We start from the raw sequence: 18,575 nt of genomic DNA on the forward strand, positions 1-18,575 counted from the left end.
GACTAAAGCAAGCCGGCCGCCGTCATCAGGTCGGTCACCTTCTTCGAGTTCAGTGCCGTCGGGTCGACTTTCGGGGCCTGCAGATCAGCCAGCGGCACCAGCTTCGGATTGGACTCGGCGCCCTTGCCGACTGCGTATTCGAAGGAATCGCCGGTTTTCAGCACGTCCTGGCCACCCTTGCCGGTGACCCATTTCAGGAAAGCTTGTGCTTCCTTCTTATGCTTGCTCGACGCCAGCACGCCGCCGCCGGAAATCGAGACGAAAGCACCCGGATCCTGGTGCTTGAAATAGTGAAGCTCGACATTCTTGCTGTTCTCGCCGGTCTTGGCCTGATCGCCGAAATAGTAATAGTGGTAGATCACGCCGCCATCGATCTCGCCGGCATTGACCGCCTTCATCACGGTGCTGTTGCCCTTATAGGCGGTAAAGTTCTCTTTCATCGCCTTCAGCCAGTCGGCCGTAGCGGTCTCACCCTTGAGCTGAAGCAAGGCGCTGACGATCGCCTGGAAATCGGCGCCGGACGGCGAGGCGGCCCAGCGGCCCTTCCAGCTCGAATCGGCGAGATCGAGGAGCGATTTGGGAAGCTGGTCGGCGCTCAGTTTGGTCTTGTTGTAGGCAAAGACGGTGCTGCGCGCGGCAACGCCGACCCATTTGCCGCTGGCCGGCTGGTACTCCTGCGGAACCTGGGCCAGCGTCTCGGCGTCGACCGGCGCGAATAGGCCGGCCGTCTCGACCAGCACCATGGCCGGCGAGTTCTCCGTCAGGAACACATCGGCGGGCGAAGAGGTGCCTTCGGCAACGATCTGATTGGAGAAATCGCTGTCGCCGCCGTTGCGGACGGTGACCTTGATGCCGGTTTCCTTGGTGAACCCTTCCGCCCAGGCCTTGGTCAGGTTTTCGTGCTGGGCGTTGTAGACGACGATGCCCTCGTCCTCGGCCATTGCCGGGCCGGCGATCAGGCCGATTGCAAGTGCTATCGCACCGGCAAGGGCGGAAAGAGCATATTTCATGGTATCGTCCTCGATTTCGATGGGCTTTGGTTTGGCACGCTGCACCTATCAATACATGACTAGCACAGTCAACATTGCTGGCTGCTTCAATCCGTCGCCGAGGCGCACAAACCCCGTGCCAGACGGACAATTCTGCGTGATGGAGGGGGGCAGCCTTTCGAACGTATGACGCGCGGCATCGGATGGCACAGACCCGCCGGAAAAAGACCAGCGCCCGGGGGAATTTGGTCGTGAGTCATGGCTGACGGTCGACCAATATGAGGCGCATCGTTCGCAGCGGCTGACTATCCGCAGCAGCCGCTTTTTGCTGGTGTCGCCATGTCCTTGAAAATCACGCAGTCCTGGCCGGGGCCGCCAGCACAGGAAACATTGCAGCGCGTCACAAAGCTCTCAAGCCGGCGCTCGAGCAAGCGTAGCTCTGCGAGCTTGTGGCGCACCTCGTCGAGATGCTGCTGGGCAATATCACGTGTCTCGACGCAATCGCGGCTAGTGCTGATCGAAAGGTTCAGCAACACGCGCACTTGGTCGATGCTGAATCCGAAGTCCCGGCATTGCTTGATGAAGGTCAGCCGGCCGAGATCGTCGTGATCATAGCTGCGCTGCCCACCGGCCGTGCGCTGGGCAGGAGGCAGCAAACCGATCTCTTCATAATAGCGAATGGTCGGGGTCGTGACGCCTGCGGCCTTGGCAAGGGCGCCGATTGTGAACACGCGGATGTGAAGGTTCATCGCCAGATACTCCTTGAACCTCAAGTTACTTGAAGAAGTACCGTCCTGCCAAGATTAGAAATCGGGAAAGGCCGTTTCGATGAAAACCACCCTAAAATGGGCCGGCGTCGCAACAGCCGCTTGTGCGGCCTGCTGCACGGTCAGCTTCATACCGGCGGCGCTGCTAGGCACCAGCCTGGCTGCCATCGGCGGTGCCGCCTGTACCTGGGGCCTCGGCCTGCTCGCGTTGGCCGTTCCGATCGGCGGGCTATATCTCCTCTCGCGTCGCAAAGCTGCGCCCAACGCCACGTTTCAGTCATTGATGGCCCAAGAGGAATGCGGCTGTGGTCCGTCTGGTGCCCTCGACCGCCCAAGATGATGCCCTGTCGATCGCCTGCACCCTTGGTGCTTCCGATTTCAAGGAGCGTGTCGCCGGCATCCGCGCCCTGGCGCGACGGTCCTTGCGGCGTGCAGATCGCGCGCCGCTGTCGCTGTCGCTGACCTATGAGCCGGAAGCTCTGGACGAGGTGCGCGAGCTGATGCGCAAGGAGCGAACCTGCTGCGCGTTCCTGACCTTTGATTTGAAGAGCAGCGCGCGCGACGTGGTTCTCACCATCACCGCACCGGAGGCGGCGGCCGAGGCCGCTGATCTTTTGTTTGACCATTTCGCCCTGAACTCGCGCCATCCAACCTCAAGGAGATTGCATAACATGCAACGTCGTCACTTCCTGATGCTCTCAGCCACCGCCGGCATCGCCGCTGCCGCCGGCCCAGCGTTCGCCCACAACGGCGACGAAACCATTGCCGGCTTCGACGAAGCGCTTAAGTCCAGCAAGCCGGTGATCATCCACGTTACGGCGCCTTGGTGCGAGGTCTGCCAGGCGCAAAAGCCTATCGTGGCAGCACTCCTCGCGTCTCCCGACTTCAGGACCATGAAGAAATTCGATGTCGATTTCGACACGCAAAAGGAGGTCCTCGCACGCTACCACGTGCAGATGCAGAGCACGATGATTGTCTACAAGGGCGGCAAGGAAATCGACCGGCAGACCGGCCAGACCGACCCGGCTGTTATTGAAGCGCTGCTCAGGAAGGCGCTGTAACATGCTGCTTGCCCTGCTTGCCGGCATTCTGTCGATCCTTTCACCCTGCGTGCTGCCGCTGCTGCCGGTGATTCTGACCGGCGCCCTGGCCGAACACCGGCTGGCACCGCTGGCTTTGGCCGCCGGCGTCGCCGTCTCCTTCACCGCGATCGGGGTGTTTGTTGCCACCATCGGCTTTTCGATCGGCCTCGACATGACGGTGTTTCGCTCGGCCGCCGCCGTGCTTTTGATCCTGGTCGGAGCCGTGCTGCTCGTGCCGCGTTTTCAGACGCAATTTGCCGTGGCGGCCGGTCCGGTAAGCAACTGGACGCAAAGCCGCTTCGGTGGCGTCTCCACCTCCGGCATATCGGGCCAGTTCGGTGTCGGACTGCTCCTTGGCGCGGTATGGACGCCTTGCGTCGGGCCGACCCTCGGCGCAGCGTCCATTATGGCCGCGCGCGGCGAAAATCTCGGCATGGTGGTGTTGACCATGCTGGCTTTCGGCATCGGCACCTCGTTGCCGCTCCTGGCGCTGGCATTGATGTCCCGTGAAGCGCTGCTACGCTGGCGGGGCCTGATGCTGGGCGCTTCGAGCGGCATCAAGATGGTTCTTGGCGCGCTGCTCGTCATCGCCGGCGCTATGACTCTGACCGGGTTCGACCGTACCTTTCAAACCGGGCTTGAGCGGGCATTGCCTGACTGGCTGGTGGTCATCACGACGCGCCTGTGACAGACTCGACCGCATGCCAGTTCTTCTCAGCACCTTCCTGACGTTCGCGGCCGCCGCCCTGGCTGAGATTGCCGGATGCTTCGCCTTCTGGGCCTGGTTGCGGCAAGGCAAACCGATCCTCTGGCTGGTGCCGGGCGTCGCGTCCCTGATGCTGTTCGCCTATCTGCTAACGCTGGTGCCTAGCGACTATGCGGGCCGCGCCTACGCCGCCTATGGAGGCATCTATATCCTCGCATCCCTGCTCTGGCTGTGGCTGGCCGAAGGGCATCGGCCGGATACGTGGGACTTGGCGGGCGGGGCGATCGCCGTACTCGCGGCGGCAGGCATATTGTTTGCGCCGCGTGGTCATTAACTCCGATCGGGCGTGGCAACTCTTTGAGACGGATTTTCAACCGCTCGCAGTTGGGTGGCATTTGAGGTTGCGCAGAGTCGCCAAGTGAAAGTTGCGCGCTACGGCTCGAAGCTTGAAAAGCACAGCCACCGGCATTTCATGGCCTGCGGCCACCGCTTCTCACCAGCAAACTTTCGTGGTTTCCACGTACTTTGTCTTGGACATTATTTCGCCGGCCACGTAACAAATCAGCGCCGAGACGCGAATATCGGGGAGTGAAGTCTTGTGACCGGCAAGGACGAAGCCGAGCTTTCCCGGCTGCTGCGGGCCGCGATCGCTGGAGACGAAAGGGCCTATGCCGACTGTCTGCACCGGATCGCCGCTCTCGTTCGTGGCTTTGCCAGGCGCAAGATCGTGCAGGGCGGGGTCGATCCCGAGGATGTCGTGCAGGAAACCTTGCTGGCCATTCATGTGAAACGGCATACATGGCGCCATGATGCGCCGGTGTTGCCTTGGGTCTATGCCATAGCGCGCTTCAAGCTGATCGATGCGTTTCGGCGGCGCGGCCGGCGGATCGAGATCGAGATCGACGAAATCGCCGAGACCTTTGCCGAGCCGGAAGCGGAGACGGTCAGCGAGCGCGACATCAACCGAGCACTCGACGGCCTGTCGCCGGCGCAGCGTTCGGTGGTCTCGGCAGTATCGGTCGAAGGCCGTTCGATCGGCGAGACGGCGGCGAAATTCGGCATCAGCGAGACGGCGGTGCGGGTGTCGCTGCACCGCGGGCTTGCCGCCATTGCCAAACGGTTCGGGGCGGGGCGGGAATAACATGAGGACCGAAGATCTCATCAAGGCGCTCGATGCCGATGCCCGCAGCAAGGCGCTGCCGCTGGGCGCCGCCTGGTGGCTTGCCACCGGCGCGGCCATCGTGATCGCGGCCGCGGTTTTCTGGCTGACGATCGGCCCGCGCCCCGACATCGCATTTGCCATGCACACGATGCGGTTCCTGTCGAAATTCGTCTTCACTATTGCTCTTGCCGTCAGCGCCTTTGTCTTGGTCCGCGCGCTGTCGGCACCCGGAGCATCGACCGGCCGGGCGGCGATCTGGATGATCATCGCCCCGCTGCTGGTGATTGTGGCCGTGATTCTCGAACTCCTCGTCGTGCCTGCGTCCGACTGGGGCACGCGCCTGGTCGGCACCAACATGATCATCTGCATGACGTTCATTCCGCTGATCGGCATCGGCCCGCTTGCCGTCTTTCTCGCGGTGCTGCGCCATGGCGCGCCAACACGGCCGGTGCTTGCCGGTGCGGTAGCGGGCCTGCTTGCCGGCGGGCTGGCGGCGACCTTCTATGCCGCGCATTGTTTCGATGATTCGCCGCTTTTCGTTGCCACCTGGTACACTGTCGCGATCGCCATCCTTGCCGTGCTCGGGGCGCTCGGCGGGCGGCTTTTCGTGCGCTGGTAGCGACGGCGATCAGCGTGTCGGAACGGGGTGTTCGCCGCGATAGTCGTAGAAGCCGCGCCCGGTCTTGCGGCCGAGCCAGCCGGCCTCGACATATTTGACCAGCAGCGGGCAGGGGCGGTATTTCGAATCCGACAGGCCGTCATGCAGCACCTGCATGATCGACAGGCAGGTATCCAGCCCGATGAAATCTGCAAGCTGCAGCGGCCCCATCGGATGGTTGGCGCCGAGCTTCATGGCGGTGTCGATGGCGTCGACCGAGCCGACACCTTCATAGAGCGTATAGATCGCCTCGTTAATCATCGGCAGCAGGATGCGGTTGACGATGAAGGCCGGGAAATCCTCCGAGACGGTGATCGTCTTGTCGAGCTGCTTCACATAGGTTTTTGCCGCCTCGAAGGTCTGGTCCTCGGTGGCGATGCCGCGCACCAGTTCGACCAGCTTCATCACCGGAACCGGGTTCATGAAATGTATGCCGATGAAGCGCTCCGGCCGGTCGGTCTGCGAAGCCAGCCGCGTGATCGAGATCGACGACGTGTTCGTCGCCAGGATGGCCTCGGGGTTGAGCTGCGGGCAGAGCTGGGCATAGATCTTGCGTTTGACCGTCTCGTCCTCGGTCGCTGCTTCGATCACCAGATCGGCGCCCGCAAGGTCAGCCATGGCCGGTGCAGACGAAATGCGCGCCATCGCCTCGTTGCGCAGCTTTTCCTCGAGCTTGCCGGACCCGACCTGACGGGCCATGTTGCCGCTGATCGTGGCGATGCCCTTTTCGATGCGGTCGGGCGAAATGTCGTAAACCAGCACCTTGTAGCCCGCCAGAGCGGATACATGGGCGATGCCGCCGCCCATCTGGCCCGCGCCGATGATGCCGATCGTCTCGATCTTGCTCATTACCCGATCCCGTCGAGGCCTTTGCGGCCTGTTTTTTGTGCAGTGCACACTAAAAGGGCGGGGCGACTTCGTCTACCCCACCCCTCAGAATTTAATACGCTTTGGCAGAAGGCGTCAAAGCGCCTTTTGCAGTTCCGGCAGAATGACGAAGAGGTCGCCGACGAGACCGTAGTCGGCGACCTGGAAGATCGGCGCCTCCTCGTCCTTGTTGATGGCAACGATGACCTTCGAATCCTTCATGCCGGCAAGGTGCTGGATGGCGCCGGAGATGCCGACGGCAATGTAAAGGTCGGGAGCTACCACCTTGCCGGTCTGGCCGACCTGCCAGTCGTTCGGCGCATAGCCGGCATCGACGGCGGCGCGAGATGCGCCGACGGCCGCACCGAGCTTGTCGGCGACCGGCAGGATGACCTCCTGGAACTTCTCGGAGGAGCCCAGCGCGCGACCGCCCGAAATGATGATCTTGGCCGAGGTCAGCTCCGGACGATCGGTCTCCGAGAGCTTGTTCTCGACGAAGGTGGACAGGCCGGGGTTGGCTGCGGCCTTCACGGTTTCGACCGTGGCCGAGCCGCCCTCGGGAGCCGCCTGGAAGGAAGCGGTGCGCACCGTGATGACCTTCTTGGCGTCACTCGACTGCACCGTCTGGATGGCGTTGCCGGCATAGATCGGCCGCTTGAAGGTGTCGGGCGACACGACTTCGATGATTTCCGATATCTGTGCCACATCGAGCAGGGCCGCGACACGCGGCGAGACGTTCTTGCCCGAGGAGGTCGCCGGCGCGATGATCGTGTCGTATGGCTCAGCAAGCGAAACGACGAGCGCCGCCAGCGGTTCGGCGAGACGCTCGGTGAGTTCGTCCGCTTCGGCGAGCAGCACCTTGCTCACGCCCTTGAGCCTGGTGGCGGCGTCCGCTGCCGGCTTGGCGCCCTTGCCGGCAACCAGCACATGCACGTCCGAACCGATCTGCAGTGCCGCCGAAAGCGCCTTCGCGGTCTGGTCGGAAAGCGTTGCGTTGTCGTGTTCGGCAATCAGAAGAATAGCCATGTTCTTGTCTCCGTTTCCGATTGCTTACAGCACGCCGGCTTCATTCTTGAGCTTGTCGATGAGTTCGGCCACGCTCTTGACCTTGACGCCCGCCTTACGGCCGCCCGGCTCCTCGGTCTTGATCACCTTCAGCCGCGGCTTGACGTCGGCGCCGTAGTCGGCCGGGGTCTTCTCGTCGAGCGGCTTCTTCTTGGCCTTCATGATGTTGGGCAGCGAGGCGTAGCGTGGCTGGTTCAGCCGCAGATCCGCCGTGACGATTGCCGGCATCTTCAGTTCCAGCGTCTGCAGGCCGCCATCGACCTCGCGCGTCACCTTGGCCTTGTCACCGTCGAGCACGATCTTGGAGGCGAAGGTGCCCTGCGCCCAGCCCAGAAGCGCCGCCAGCATCTGGCCGGTCTGGTTGGAATCGTCGTCGATCGCCTGCTTGCCGAGAATGACGAGACCGGGCTGTTCTGCCTCGACCACGCCCTTCAGCACCTTGGCGACACCGAGCGGCTCAGTCTGCTCGTCGGTCTTGACCAGGATGGCGCGGTCGGCGCCCATGGCGAGCGCCGTGCGCAAGGTTTCCTGTGCCTGCTGCGGCCCGACCGACACGACGATGATCTCTTCCGCCTTGCCAGCTTCCTTCAGCCGGATCGCCTCTTCCACCGCGATCTCGTCGAACGGGTTCATCGCCATCTTGACGTTGGCGAGTTCCACCGCCGAACCATCCGCCTTCACCCGGACCTTGACGTTCGCATCCACAACCCGCTTCACGGGCACAAGGATCTTCATTTGCCTGTCACCTCTTTCACGATAGTCTCTTCACGCTCGTCGGGCGCGCTATAGCAGCATGCACCTCTTCAGAGTTGTCGAAAGCCGACATTCCGGACGGAATTCTGGTCTTCGCCACGCCAGTAGGGTGGCGCTTCCGTAGTTGCGGCGACCCCGCGCGTCAATATCCAGGGCGCACTCGGATCCTCGGCGAAGCACTCAAATCGGTTCAGTCTAGACCGGAAACGCTTCCCCGGCCCCAGCGCGGCGCCGGCTGCGCGGGCGGCAGATCGCTTGCCGGCGGCTCCACGGCAACGGGCGCCGGACCGGCGACCACGGCCGGCTCCTCGTCGGCGCCGGCGAGTAGCGGTACGCCACGGCTGCGCAAGACAAGCACCAGCACGGCTCCGGCGATGATGCCGCCAATATGGCAGGCCCAGGAAACCTGATCCTCGCCACCCTGGGCGAACATGAAGATCTGGAACAATATCCACAGGATGAGCGGGATGAAGGCTGGAATGCGCAACGGGATGCGGGCGAAGGCCAGCACCCATACCTTTACCCGCGGATAAAGGATCAGATAGGCGACGACCACACCGGCGATGGCACCCGACGCGCCGATCAGCGGCACTTGCGAATCCCAGGCCACCAGACCCTGGAAGAAAGCACCGGCGATGGCGCAAAGCAGGTAGAAGATGAGGTAGCGGATGTGGCCGAGTGCATCCTCGACATTGTCGCCGAACACCCACAGGAACAGCATGTTGCCGCCGAGGTGGAAGATATCCGCGTGCAGGAAAGAATAGGTCAGGTAGCTCAGGCTCTCCGGAATGACGACAAATTGCGGAGCGAGTTCGGCGCTGTCATGCACAACCGACGGGATGAAGCCGAGGCCCAGCACCGCGGCGTTGGAGAAATCCTCACCGCCAAGTGTGGTGACAAAGTAGATCAACACATTGAGGGCGATCAGGCCGATCGTCACATATTGCAGCTTGATGTGCCGCAGCCGGTTGGTGTCGTAAAGCGGGATAAACATCGGGCCTCTCCCGCTTCCGGCGGATTCAGCGGTTCTTGCCGGGAACCCATAGCACGTCGGCGTTTCCGTTGTCATTGACCGCGCGTGCGGCGACGAACAGAAAGTCCGAGACCCGGTTGATGTACCTTATTGCCTCGCGGTTGACGGGCTCGTTTGGGTCTTGCGACAGCGCCACCATGATGCGCTCGGCGCGGCGAGCCACCGTGCGGGCGAGGTGAAGGGCGGCGGCGGCCGGCGTGCCGCCATTGAGCACGAAGGATTTGAGCGGCTGCAGATCCTTGTTGAGGAGGTCGATGTCCTGTTCGATGCGGTCGGTCTGCGAGGCGACGATGCGCAGCGGCTCGTAGTCGAGCGGCTTGCCATTGTCGGGGACTGCCAGATCGGCACCGAGATCGAAAAGGTCGTTCTGGATGCGGCTGAGCATCGCATCGATCGACGGATGTACTGCCGCTGTATGGATACGGGCCATGCCGATGCAGGCATTGGCCTCGTCGACGGTGCCGTAGGCGTCGATGCGAAGGTCGGATTTAAGCCGCCGCTCGCCGGAGCCAAGGCCGGTGGTGCCATCGTCGCCGGTGCGGGTGTAGATCTTGTTGAGCTTGACCACGGGTTACCTCCCGGCTGCTGGCTGCTGCGTCACTTACGGGTGAAATACACCGCCAGCATGATCAGCACCAAAGCCACGAACTGCAACAGCACGCGCGTCTGCATCAGCTTGTTAGAGGTCATGCTGGAGCCGCCGCGCATCATGTTGATGAGGCCGCGGATCAGCACGATCACCACGGCGACCATGACGAGAACGGCGAGGATGTTGAAGACGGTTGCCATGGTGTGTTCCAGTTGAATTGCGTTCAGGCGCGTTTGGCGAGCAGGCGGTAGAGCATCGCTGCCGGCAGGATGCGTTTGAGGATTACGCCGATCCTGGCCGGCACCGTTACCACATAATGCGGTCGCGGGCGCCGCGACAGAAGCGCATGGCGCAAGGCAGCGTGAACCACCTCCGGCCCGGGCTTCAGCCGCGATGCGCTGCCGCCGGCCCGCAGCCGTTCCAATTGTGCGTCATAGGCTAGGCGATGGACTGACTTCGCGTGATCGATGTTCGCCAAGAACCATGCGAGGCTGTTGCTGGCGATCTTCGATTTCACCGGCCCCGGCTCGATCAGTGAAACATGGATGCCGCTACCCCGGAGTTCCTGATAGAGGGACAGCATCAGCCCTTCGAGAGCGTGCTTCGATGCCGAGTAGGCGCCGCGGAAAGGCAGCGGCGCGAGACCGAGGATCGACGAGCAATGAACGAGGCGGCCATGGCCCTGGCGGCGCATCACCGGTACGACACGGCGAGTGAGATCATGCCAGCCAAAGACATTGGCCTCGAACTGCTGCCGCAACGCCTCGACCGGCAGGTCCTCGACGGCGCCGGGCTGCCCGTAGGCGCCGTTGTTGAAGAGGGCATCGAGCCGGCCGCCGGTCCGCTCCAGCACCGACGCCACCAGCGCCTCGATCGATCCGGGCTCGGTGTAGTCCAGATAAAAGGCCTCGATGCCGTCGGCGTCGAGCGCGGCGATATCTTCAGGCTTTCGGGCCGTTGCGAACACCCGCCAGCCTTCCTTCTTAAGAGCATGGGCGCAATAGGCGCCTATTCCGGAAGAGGCACCGGTGACAATGATGGTGCGCAACTCTTCTCCGGGAGGAATGGTGGTTTGACCTAGGGTTGTCATTTGCCGCAAACCCTTCCCATATTCGCGACGTCGGGACAATCGAAGGGAACGCGGTTCTTGTTGCGGAAGATCGTAGCCCTCAAACGCGTGCTCTACGACGCGCTCGGCCATTTCAACACCGACGACGGCTGGGCAATGGCCAGCCATCTGGCGATCACCGCGCTGATGGCGCTTTTTCCTTTCCTGATCTTCGCCACGACGCTGGCGAGTTTTTTCGGCGCGCAGGCTTTCGCCGACACCGCCGTGCACCTTGTGTTCGACACATGGCCCGAGCAGATCGCCAAACCGATCGCGCGCGAAGTGCTCAACGTGCTTACCGTCCGGCGCAGCGACCTGTTGACCTACGGTATCGTGCTTGCCGGATACTTCGCCTCGAACGGCATCGAGGCGCTGCGCACTTCGCTCAACCGCGCCTATCGTGTCTCGGAAACGCGCGGCATCATCTACCGGCGGGTGCAGAGCATCATCTTCGTGCTGATCGCGACGGCCGGGTTTTTGGCGATCAGCGTGCTGCTGGTCTTCGCGCCGTTGCTGGCACGGCTGGCCGAGTCGCATTTCGAATGGATAAAGCCCTACATGGGCACGATCACGCTGTGGCGTTACGTCATCGCCTCGGTCGTCATCATCGGCGGTCTGTTCGCCGTGCATTTCTGGTTGCCGGCCGGCAAGCGCCGCTTCGTCTCGATCGTGCCGGGCATCATCTTCACGTTGGTCGGCTGGCTCATCGGATCGACCATCTTCGCCGCCTATCTCGATCATTTCTCGTCCTATGTGACGACCTATGCCGGCCTCGCCTCGATTATGATCGCCGTCGTATTCCTCTATATCGTCTCGGCGATCTTCATCCTCGGTGGCGAGCTCAACGCCGCGATCAGCCGCTATTTAGAGGCGCGTGCCCGCGTCGGCGGCTGAGCCGTCGCCAGCCCGACGCCGAGCGTCGCGATCGCCATGCCGGCGATCTGGAGCGGGCTCAACTGCTCACCGAACAATGCCCAGGCGATGACCGCGGTGACGGCCGGCACGAGGTAAAACAGCGAGGCGACCTTCGACATCTCGCCGTCGCGGATCATCACCATCAACAGGAAGATGGCGCCGATCGATAGCACCAGCACGAGCCAGGCCATGGCGAAGATCAGTTCGCCGTTGACGATGACCGTTCGGGTCTCGAAGGCGAGCGAGGCCAGCGCCATCACTGATGCGCCGCCGACATATTGCCAGAACGTGGCAGCCACCAGATCGCCGCCGGAGGCGAAACGCTTCTGCCAGATCGTGCCCGCACTCATGCCGAGTACGGAGACCAGCGAGGCCCCCAGTGTTTCGGTCGTCACCCCGCCGCCGAGCGCGCCGAGCTTCGGCCAGAGCACGATTACCACGCCGATCAACCCGAGGCCGAGACCGGCCCAGTGGCGCGGCAGGATGGCCTCGCCCAGAAGCCGGCCGGCGAGCACTGCCGTGATCAGCGGCTGCAGGCCGACGATCAGGGCTGAAAGCCCAGCGGGCATGCCCCGGTGGATGGCCCAGAACACGCCGCCGAGATAGACCCCATGCATCAGGATGCCGGCGCCGGTCGCGTGCAGCGCCTCGTCGCGGGTGGCGCGGCTCGAACCAAGTGCGGCCATCAAAGCGACAAGCAGGATTGCGGCCAGGACAAAGCGCGCGGCCAGGAAAGTAAAGGGCTCCGCCCACGGCATGGCATAGCGCGCGCCGATGAAGCCGGTCGCCCACAGGACGACGAAAGAGGCGGGGATGAACCGCTTGAGGCTGTGCATTTTTCCGGAGGCCACGCGTCGGTGAGGACTGACTGTCGCGCTTGCTCTAATGCCGTTCCGAGCGGAAGGCAAAACCAAACCGTTGATCCATTAGGCTCATTTCCATTCAAGGAATGCCGGTGGCGCCGCTAGAGACCGACCAGCCGCCTCACATCGTCCGGCGATGCGCCCGCCTTACGCTGGGCGGCAAGGCCGGTATCGCCAAGACTCTTCGACAGTTTTCGTCCGTCCGGGCCGAGGATCAGGCGATGGTGAAAATAGGCCGGCTGCGGCAGGCCAAGCAGCTGCTGAAGCAGCCGCTGCACGCTGGTCGCGGAATAAAGATCCTGGCCGCGCACGACATGGCTGACGCCCTGCAGCGCGTCGTCCATGGTGACGGCGAGGTGATAGCTGGTCGGGATTTCGCGGCGCGCCACGACCACGTCGCCCCAATCCTGCGGATGGGCTTCGACACGACGCGTCGCGGAGAGCGTCTCGTCCGTGTATTCGGCCCATGACAGGTCCTTGCCGGCGCGCGCTATTGCAGCATCGACGTCCAGCCGCCAGGCAAATGGCACATTTTCGGCGATGCGCCGTTTGCGTTCGCTCGCCGGCAGCGCCTTGTCGGCGGCGGGATAGAGCGGCACGCCGTCCGGGTCGCGAGGCCAGTCGCGGCCGCGCTTTTCGCTGTCGGCGATGAAGGCGCGGATCTCACTTCTGCTCATGAAGGCCGGATAGACAAGCTCCGCTTCGATCAGCCGCTCTAGCATAGCCCGATATTCGGCAAAATGCTCGGACTGGCGGCGCACCGGTTCCTCCCAGCCAAGCCCCAGCCATTTCAGGTCGCGAAAAATGCCCGCCTCGAATTCCGGCGTGCAGCGCGTCGTGTCGATGTCCTCGATGCGCAGCAGCAGGCGTCCGCCCGCCGCCTTTGCCAATTTCTGATTGAGCAGCGCCGAATAGGCATGGCCGAGATGCAGTTCGCCGTTCGGGCTCGGCGCGAAGCGGAATGTCAGCAGTGTCATTGTCCGGCGGCAAACGGGTTGTGCGGCGCTTTCGCCAATTGCTACTTTGCGCCGGCGGCGTCGTGCGTCCAGAGGGACACGTGACGAAGCGTGCGGCACTTTTGATTTTGGAACAAGCAGACATGCAACGCATCGCCAGCCTCGACGACATTGCGCAAGGGCTGGATAGGCTATGCTTGCTCGACCCACGCCTGGAAAAAGTGCGCGGCATGGCCGGCGAGGTGCCGCTCAGGCTGTCGGAGCCGGGGTTCAGGAGCTTTGCCTCGATCGTCGTTTCACAACAAGTGTCCCGCGCGAGCGCCGATGCCATCTTCGGCCGGCTGGCGAGACTGCTCGATCCGCTGACGCCGCAGGCGATACTTGCCGCCGACGAGGCGATCTTTCGCGAGGCCGGGCTGTCGCGGCCCAAGCAGCGCGGCCTGGTTGCCGTCGCCCGGGCGGTGGCCGAGGGACTCGACCTCGATCACCTGTGCCGGCTCGATGCAAGCGAGGCGATCGCGGCCATGACCAAGGTGCCGGGCATCGGCTCGTGGACGGCTGAAGTCTACCTTTTGTTTGCCGCCGGACACCCAGATATCTTTCCGGCGCGCGACGTTGCATTGCAGAGCGCGGTCGGCCATGCACTCGGCATCGACCCGCGTCCGCCGGAGAAAATGCTGATCCGGCTTGCCGAATCATGGAGCCCGTGGCGCGGTGTCGCATCGCGGCTTTTCTGGGCTTATTATCGCGAATTGAAGGGCCGGGACGCCGCGCCTCCGGCTTGAATCCGCAAAAAAGCATTGAAATCATGCGTTTTTGAGGGCCGGGATGATCGACAATCCGCTTCACATCCCTGTCATGTCGGGCTTACAGTATCCGCGTCGACCGGTTCGAGGGTGAAGGAGGTCAACGACGTGACGGTTGCCGTATCTCCGGATGGGCTTCCAGCGCTGGTGCTGAATGCGGATTACCGTCCGCTCAGCTATTACCCCTTGTCGCTCTGGTCCTGGCAGGACGCCATCAAGGCGGTGTTCCTCGAGAGGGTGAACATCGTCGCCGAATACGAACACGCCGTCTCTTCGCCGACCTTCTCGATGAAGCTGCCGAGCGTCGTCAGCCTGAAGGCCTATGTGAAGCCGTCCAGGCATCCGGCGTTTACCCGCTTCAACGTCTTCCTGCGCGACCGTTTCCAGTGCCAATATTGCGGTACGCCGGACGATCTGACCTTCGACCACGTCATCCCGCGCCATCGCGGCGGCGCCACGACCTGGGAGAATGTCGTCGCTGCCTGCTCGCCCTGCAATCTGAGGAAGGGCGGCATGATGCCGGCGCACGCCAAGATGTGGCCGCTGCAGAAGCCGTACCAGCCGACGGTGCATGATCTGCACAATAACGGCCGCCTGTTCCCGCCCAACCATCTACACGAAAGCTGGATGGATTATCTGTACTGGGATGTCGAACTCGAGCCGTGAGATCATCCGATAATTCGGGAGGCTGGCCGTCTGAAGCGATTTTCTGCGCTTCCGATGCTCACGGACCAATGTCCGCTCCGCTTCGGTTCTCGACAATCACTCCACCCGACTCAGCCTGCCGAATTCTTGGATGATCTCGTGTCGCGCTAAATCAGTCGCGGGCGAAGGCGCTGCGGAAGGCTACGACTGCCAGGACAAAGCTGGCGATGGCGTTCCAGCCGGCCAGCGACAGGCCGAGGATGCGGAGCGCCGCCTTGTCGCAGGAGGGCGGGACGAATTTGTCGAGCGCATCGAGCACGCCCTTGCCGCCGGTGTCCACCGGCCCGGCGGCTGCGGTGCAATCGGTCGGGCCTGGCCACCACGCCCATTCGACGCCGGAGTGATAAACGCCGAGATAGACGCCGTAGAGCATCAGCAGGCCGCCAATAGCCAGCAGGCCACGGCTTACCCAGGCTGGCGCGTGAAGAGCCGGCGCAAGCACCGCCAGCAGCATCAAGGGCACGCCGACGTAGTAAGGCGTGCGCTGCTCGAGGCAGAGCTTGCAGGGGATGTAGCCGCCGAGATACTGGAAGGCCAGCGCCGAGCCGACCGTGGTGGCCATGGCGACAGCGAGAAACAGGGCGGTGCGCAGCCGCTGGCGTCCGGTATCGGCATTCACGGTCGCTGTCATCGGACTCAGTCCATTCGGTTCGATGCCGTTCAGACGGCGTATTTGACGACGATATAGAGCAAAATCAGGGCAGCGGCGGCGGCGCCCGCAATCTGGCCAAGGCGCTTTTCGATGAAGTGGCGGATCGGCTCGCCATAGCGGCGCAAGAGCCAGGCGAGAAACAGGAAGCGGGCGCCGCGCGCAACGATTGCCAGCACGATGAACAGCAGCAAAGGAACGCCGATGACGCCGGACAGGATCGTCACCACCTTGATCGGCGGCAGATGGGCGAGGCCGGAGGTGACCAGCATCAGGATGATGAAGCCGGTGCCCGACGAGACGCGCATCGCCTCGAACTCGTCATACTTGCCATAAAATTCGAGGATCGGCCGCGCCACCGCATCATAGGCGTAATGGCCGATGAACCAGCCGGCGATGCCGCCCAGCACGGAGGCGACGGTGGCGATCAGCGCGTAACGATAGGCGCGATCCGGCCGCGACAGCGCCATCGGCAGATAGAGCACGTCGGCCGGCACCAGGAACACCGAGCTCTCGACGAAAGCGATGAAGGCCAGCCACCATTCGGCGGATTTGCTTGCCGCCAGCGACAAGGTCCAGTCGTAAAGTCCGCGAAGCATCGGCACTCCTAATGCACGCCCAAACCGGTCGCGGTTTTGGGTACGACATGCACAAACAAAGACTTGGAAGCGCCCGCATCAACCTCTTCGGACAAGGTGCGCTCCAAATGACATGCGCCGCCTGTCTAGAAAGATTTTCCGCGCTGCACAATGGCAGCTGCTTCACGAAATCGAAAGGCTGGACTTGGGCGAGATAGGGTCGCGGGAATTGGCCAGTTGACGAACAGGCCTCCAACCGTATAGTCCGCGCCCATCCAGGCCGCCTGGCCTGAGCCCCTATGGCGGAATTGGTAGACGCGCTCGACTCAAAAAGGGGTTTGTCTACCATGCGACGGAGTGTCGCAAAACCAAAAACGAATAAGAAAATCAATGCTTTAATGAATCAGACCTTCATCCCTGGAAGTCTCGCAAAGCCGCCTAGGTGCAGAATAGGAGCCGCGTCCGCAACTGCTCGCGGCGCCAATGGCGTACAAAAGGCATTCGTCGACGAAGCAGATGCACGACGCGGCATTAACCACCCACCAGCCTGCGGTGCTGCTGCCCCATGATCGTCGGTAGGGGGAAAGCCCGGACTAGCGCCTCAAGCATTTGTGGCGCAGCTGCGATGTTTCCGGCTACGCTGACCGGATCGTCTCGTATTCACGTTGATGAGCCATCGGCGACCTTATTGTCCGCGTCGCGAATGGCAGCAAAGCGCCGCATTGCAGCCATTAAGTGAGGCTGTTCGCTACCTGGAAGCGGACACTTAGACTAGGTTTCGGCAACGGAGGGCTCTTACGCGTTTTCCTAGGATGTCGAAGTGCCTAACGCCTCACTGGAGCTGTGCTTTCCCTGATGATCAACCTGATGGCCAGCTCGCGTTGCCTCAAATGCAGCCGCTGCGATGGTGATGCCAGGATGTAGTCGGCAGCGATTCGGCCCATGTCGCGTGCCGGCACTTCCAACGTGGTCAATTCAGGTGAGGTGAGCTCAGCAATTTCAAGATTGTCGAAGCCAACGATCGAGATCTCCCCGGGGACGGCGATTCCGGCTGCGTGGCAGTATTTGATGGCGCCGGCTGCCAGGATATCGCTGCCGCAAAACACCGCGGTCGGCCTTCGGTCTTCTTCCATCAGTCGCTGCATGGACGTCCGGCCGTCATCGAGCCTGTAGGCCCCCTCCACAATCGGAACCATGGCGCGATCAATGCCTGACCGTTCGAGTTCGTGCAGAAAGCCGTCCCGGCGACCCGCCGCGCGATCGTTGTCCTTGGTGATGCCCGCGATCATGCCGAATTGGGAGTGGCCGAGGTCAAGCAGGTAGCGTGCCGCCGTGCGCCCGGCCTTTTCGTTATCGAACCCGACGGCGGCACCCAACTCGGTCGCCTTCGAGGTGCCTGCCCTCGAAGACGAACGGCTTGGTGACGACGCCCACGGTGAGAATGCCGGCCCGACGTACGGCGTGGGCAATGACGGGTGCTGCCCCGGTTCCGGTTCCGCCTCCCATGCCCGCCGTCACGAAACACATATGGGTGCCGGCGAGATGGTCCATGATCTCATCGATCGATTCCTCGGCGGCCGCCTGCCCGAGTTCGGGGAGGGAGCCGGCTCCCAACCCCGCTGTCGCGTTGGCGCCCAACTGGATCAGGCGCGATGCCTTCGACATGGCAAGCGCCTGGGCATCGGTGTTCGCAACGACGAATTCCGCGCCCTCGAGATTCTGGAGGATCATGTTGTTGACGGCGTTTCCACCGCCTCCGCCCACGCCGATCACGGTGATCCTTGGCTTCAGCTCAATGATGTTGGGGATGGCAGTCATCGCGAATCTCCATAAGATTCACACCCACCAGTCTTGCCGGGGATGCGCGGAACATACGAATCTCGGAAACTTCCGTTTCCGGCAGGGAATAGGGCCGCGATCGCAAGCGGCCGGATTGCCAAGGGGTCAGCGGTAAAGTTTCAATCACCGGCCGCTCCGGTGCTCGCGCCGGTCGGATCATCCCGTCCAGCGCTGGAACAACGCACTGGCGTTGACCCCTCCAAAACCGAAGCCATTGCAGATCGCGTGGTCCATCTCCATTGGCCGGGCCTGGTTTGCGACGAAATCGATCCCGTCGCCGGCCGGATCGGGAGCGGTCAGATTGAGCGTCGGCGGCGCAACCTGATCCCTGAGCGCGAGGATCGTGAAGATGGCTGCAAGCCCGCCGGCGGCTCCCAGCAGATGTCCGGTCGCCGCCTTCGTTCCGCTGACAGCTATGCTGAAATCCGCGCCAAAGACCCTTTTGATCGCCTCGATTTCCCCCGCATCACCGACCGGCGTGGAGG

23 protein-coding genes and 2 pseudogenes are annotated in these 18,575 nt (G+C 62.7%); 8 read left to right on the forward strand and 17 right to left on the reverse strand.

What is annotated here, in order from left to right:
• Window positions 1-2: 2 nt before the first annotated feature.
• The 3 genes from NKJ94_RS25200 to NKJ94_RS25210 form a co-directional block, all read right to left on the reverse strand.
• Window positions 3-1,010, reverse strand: a complete 1,008-nt coding sequence (locus NKJ94_RS25200; protein ID WP_352528884.1) for an iron ABC transporter substrate-binding protein — start codon at window positions 1,008-1,010, stop codon at window positions 3-5.
• A 284-nt stretch (window positions 1,011-1,294) separates the two neighbouring features.
• Window positions 1,295-1,738 carry a MerR family transcriptional regulator gene (locus tag NKJ94_RS25205; protein ID WP_352528886.1) on the reverse strand — a complete coding sequence of 148 codons (444 nt, stop codon included), beginning with the start codon at window positions 1,736-1,738 and terminating at the stop codon, window positions 1,295-1,297.
• Window positions 1,739-1,792: 54 nt separating this feature from the next.
• Window positions 1,793-1,924: a hypothetical protein gene (locus NKJ94_RS25210; protein ID WP_352528888.1), complete on the reverse strand. Its 132-nt coding sequence runs from the start codon at window positions 1,922-1,924 to the stop codon at window positions 1,793-1,795.
• A 137-nt stretch (window positions 1,925-2,061) separates the two neighbouring features.
• Here NKJ94_RS25210 and NKJ94_RS25215 point away from each other — a divergent pair, with 137 nt between their 5' ends.
• The 5 genes from NKJ94_RS25215 to NKJ94_RS25235 all read left to right on the forward strand — a co-directional run bounded on the left by NKJ94_RS25215 (window position 2,062) and on the right by NKJ94_RS25235 (window position 5,325).
• A complete protein-coding gene (locus NKJ94_RS25215; protein WP_352528890.1) occupies window positions 2,062-2,817 on the forward strand; it encodes a thioredoxin family protein in 756 nt (251 codons plus the stop codon).
• Window position 2,818: 1 nt separating this feature from the next.
• Entirely contained in the window at window positions 2,819-3,526 is a 708-nt protein-coding gene (locus NKJ94_RS25220) for a cytochrome c biogenesis CcdA family protein (RefSeq protein ID WP_352528892.1), read from the forward strand.
• A gap of 13 nt (window positions 3,527-3,539) precedes the next feature.
• Complete coding sequence (locus tag NKJ94_RS25225) at window positions 3,540-3,878, forward strand: YnfA family protein (RefSeq protein ID WP_352528894.1); 339 nt, start codon at window positions 3,540-3,542, stop codon at window positions 3,876-3,878.
• Between the two features lie 264 nt (window positions 3,879-4,142).
• The gene (locus NKJ94_RS25230) at window positions 4,143-4,685 is read left to right on the forward strand and encodes a sigma-70 family RNA polymerase sigma factor (protein ID WP_352528896.1); all 543 of its coding nucleotides are present in this window, start codon (window positions 4,143-4,145) and stop codon (window positions 4,683-4,685) included.
• Window position 4,686: 1 nt separating this feature from the next.
• Window positions 4,687-5,325: an NrsF family protein gene (locus NKJ94_RS25235; protein WP_352528898.1), complete on the forward strand. Its 639-nt coding sequence runs from the start codon at window positions 4,687-4,689 to the stop codon at window positions 5,323-5,325.
• A 9-nt stretch (window positions 5,326-5,334) separates the two neighbouring features.
• Here the strand turns inward: NKJ94_RS25235 and NKJ94_RS25240 are convergent, their stop codons facing one another.
• The 7 genes from NKJ94_RS25240 to NKJ94_RS25270 form a co-directional block, all read right to left on the reverse strand.
• On the reverse strand, window positions 5,335-6,213 hold the full coding sequence (locus NKJ94_RS25240) for a 3-hydroxybutyryl-CoA dehydrogenase (protein WP_352528900.1): 879 nt from the start codon (window positions 6,211-6,213) through the stop codon (window positions 5,335-5,337).
• Window positions 6,214-6,327: 114 nt separating this feature from the next.
• Window positions 6,328-7,257, reverse strand: coding sequence for an electron transfer flavoprotein subunit alpha/FixB family protein (locus NKJ94_RS25245; protein WP_352528902.1), 930 nt, complete (start codon window positions 7,255-7,257; stop codon window positions 6,328-6,330).
• A 24-nt stretch (window positions 7,258-7,281) separates the two neighbouring features.
• Window positions 7,282-8,031: an electron transfer flavoprotein subunit beta/FixA family protein gene (locus NKJ94_RS25250; RefSeq protein WP_352528904.1), complete on the reverse strand. Its 750-nt coding sequence runs from the start codon at window positions 8,029-8,031 to the stop codon at window positions 7,282-7,284.
• Window positions 8,032-8,239: 208 nt separating this feature from the next.
• The gene (locus tag NKJ94_RS25255) at window positions 8,240-9,043 is read right to left on the reverse strand and encodes a rhomboid family intramembrane serine protease (RefSeq protein ID WP_352528906.1); all 804 of its coding nucleotides are present in this window, start codon (window positions 9,041-9,043) and stop codon (window positions 8,240-8,242) included.
• 25 nt (window positions 9,044-9,068) lie between these two features.
• Window positions 9,069-9,650 (reverse strand): cob(I)yrinic acid a,c-diamide adenosyltransferase, encoded by a 582-nt coding sequence (locus tag NKJ94_RS25260; protein WP_352528908.1) that lies wholly within the window; start codon window positions 9,648-9,650, stop codon window positions 9,069-9,071.
• 29 nt (window positions 9,651-9,679) lie between these two features.
• The gene (locus tag NKJ94_RS25265; RefSeq protein WP_023677950.1) at window positions 9,680-9,871 is read right to left on the reverse strand and encodes a twin transmembrane helix small protein; all 192 of its coding nucleotides are present in this window, start codon (window positions 9,869-9,871) and stop codon (window positions 9,680-9,682) included.
• Window positions 9,872-9,894: 23 nt separating this feature from the next.
• Window positions 9,895-10,761, reverse strand: a complete 867-nt coding sequence (locus NKJ94_RS25270) for an SDR family oxidoreductase (protein WP_352528910.1) — start codon at window positions 10,759-10,761, stop codon at window positions 9,895-9,897.
• A gap of 57 nt (window positions 10,762-10,818) precedes the next feature.
• Here NKJ94_RS25270 and NKJ94_RS25275 point away from each other — a divergent pair, with 57 nt between their 5' ends.
• Complete coding sequence (locus NKJ94_RS25275) at window positions 10,819-11,673, forward strand: YihY/virulence factor BrkB family protein (RefSeq protein WP_292656768.1); 855 nt, start codon at window positions 10,819-10,821, stop codon at window positions 11,671-11,673.
• Here NKJ94_RS25275 and NKJ94_RS25280 read toward each other — a convergent pair.
• Both NKJ94_RS25280 and gluQRS read right to left on the reverse strand, forming a co-directional pair.
• Entirely contained in the window at window positions 11,640-12,530 is an 891-nt protein-coding gene (locus NKJ94_RS25280; RefSeq protein WP_352528912.1) for a DMT family transporter, read from the reverse strand. The genes NKJ94_RS25275 and NKJ94_RS25280 overlap by 34 nt on opposite strands.
• A 128-nt stretch (window positions 12,531-12,658) precedes the next feature.
• Window positions 12,659-13,534, reverse strand: a complete 876-nt coding sequence (gene gluQRS / locus NKJ94_RS25285) for a tRNA glutamyl-Q(34) synthetase GluQRS (protein ID WP_352528914.1) — start codon at window positions 13,532-13,534, stop codon at window positions 12,659-12,661.
• Window positions 13,535-13,656: 122 nt separating this feature from the next.
• On the opposite strand from gluQRS, the gene NKJ94_RS25290 reads away from it, so the two are divergent.
• On the forward strand, window positions 13,657-14,298 hold the full coding sequence (locus NKJ94_RS25290; protein ID WP_352528916.1) for a DNA-3-methyladenine glycosylase family protein: 642 nt from the start codon (window positions 13,657-13,659) through the stop codon (window positions 14,296-14,298).
• 129 nt (window positions 14,299-14,427) lie between these two features.
• On the forward strand, window positions 14,428-14,985 hold the full coding sequence (locus NKJ94_RS25295; RefSeq protein ID WP_023677956.1) for an HNH endonuclease: 558 nt from the start codon (window positions 14,428-14,430) through the stop codon (window positions 14,983-14,985).
• Window positions 14,986-15,136: 151 nt separating this feature from the next.
• Here the strand turns inward: NKJ94_RS25295 and NKJ94_RS25300 are convergent, their stop codons facing one another.
• The 5 genes and pseudogenes from NKJ94_RS25300 to NKJ94_RS25320 all read right to left on the reverse strand — a co-directional run.
• A complete protein-coding gene (locus tag NKJ94_RS25300; protein ID WP_352528918.1) occupies window positions 15,137-15,655 on the reverse strand; it encodes a disulfide bond formation protein B in 519 nt (172 codons plus the stop codon).
• Between the two features lie 29 nt (window positions 15,656-15,684).
• Complete coding sequence (locus NKJ94_RS25305; RefSeq protein ID WP_352528920.1) at window positions 15,685-16,272, reverse strand: YqaA family protein; 588 nt, start codon at window positions 16,270-16,272, stop codon at window positions 15,685-15,687.
• Window positions 16,273-17,075: 803 nt separating this feature from the next.
• Window positions 17,076-17,627, reverse strand: coding sequence for a substrate-binding domain-containing protein (locus tag NKJ94_RS25310; RefSeq protein WP_352528922.1), 552 nt, complete (start codon window positions 17,625-17,627; stop codon window positions 17,076-17,078).
• Window positions 17,628-17,646: 19 nt separating this feature from the next.
• Window positions 17,647-18,069 (reverse strand): annotated as a pseudogene (locus tag NKJ94_RS25315) (cell division protein FtsZ); the annotation flags it as partial.
• A gap of 177 nt (window positions 18,070-18,246) precedes the next feature.
• Window positions 18,247-18,575 (reverse strand): annotated as a pseudogene (locus tag NKJ94_RS25320) (beta-ketoacyl-[acyl-carrier-protein] synthase II); the annotation flags it as partial.

This window comes from Mesorhizobium sp. M0060 (assembly GCF_040323155.1).
Lineage (GTDB): Bacteria > Pseudomonadota > Alphaproteobacteria > Rhizobiales > Rhizobiaceae > Mesorhizobium.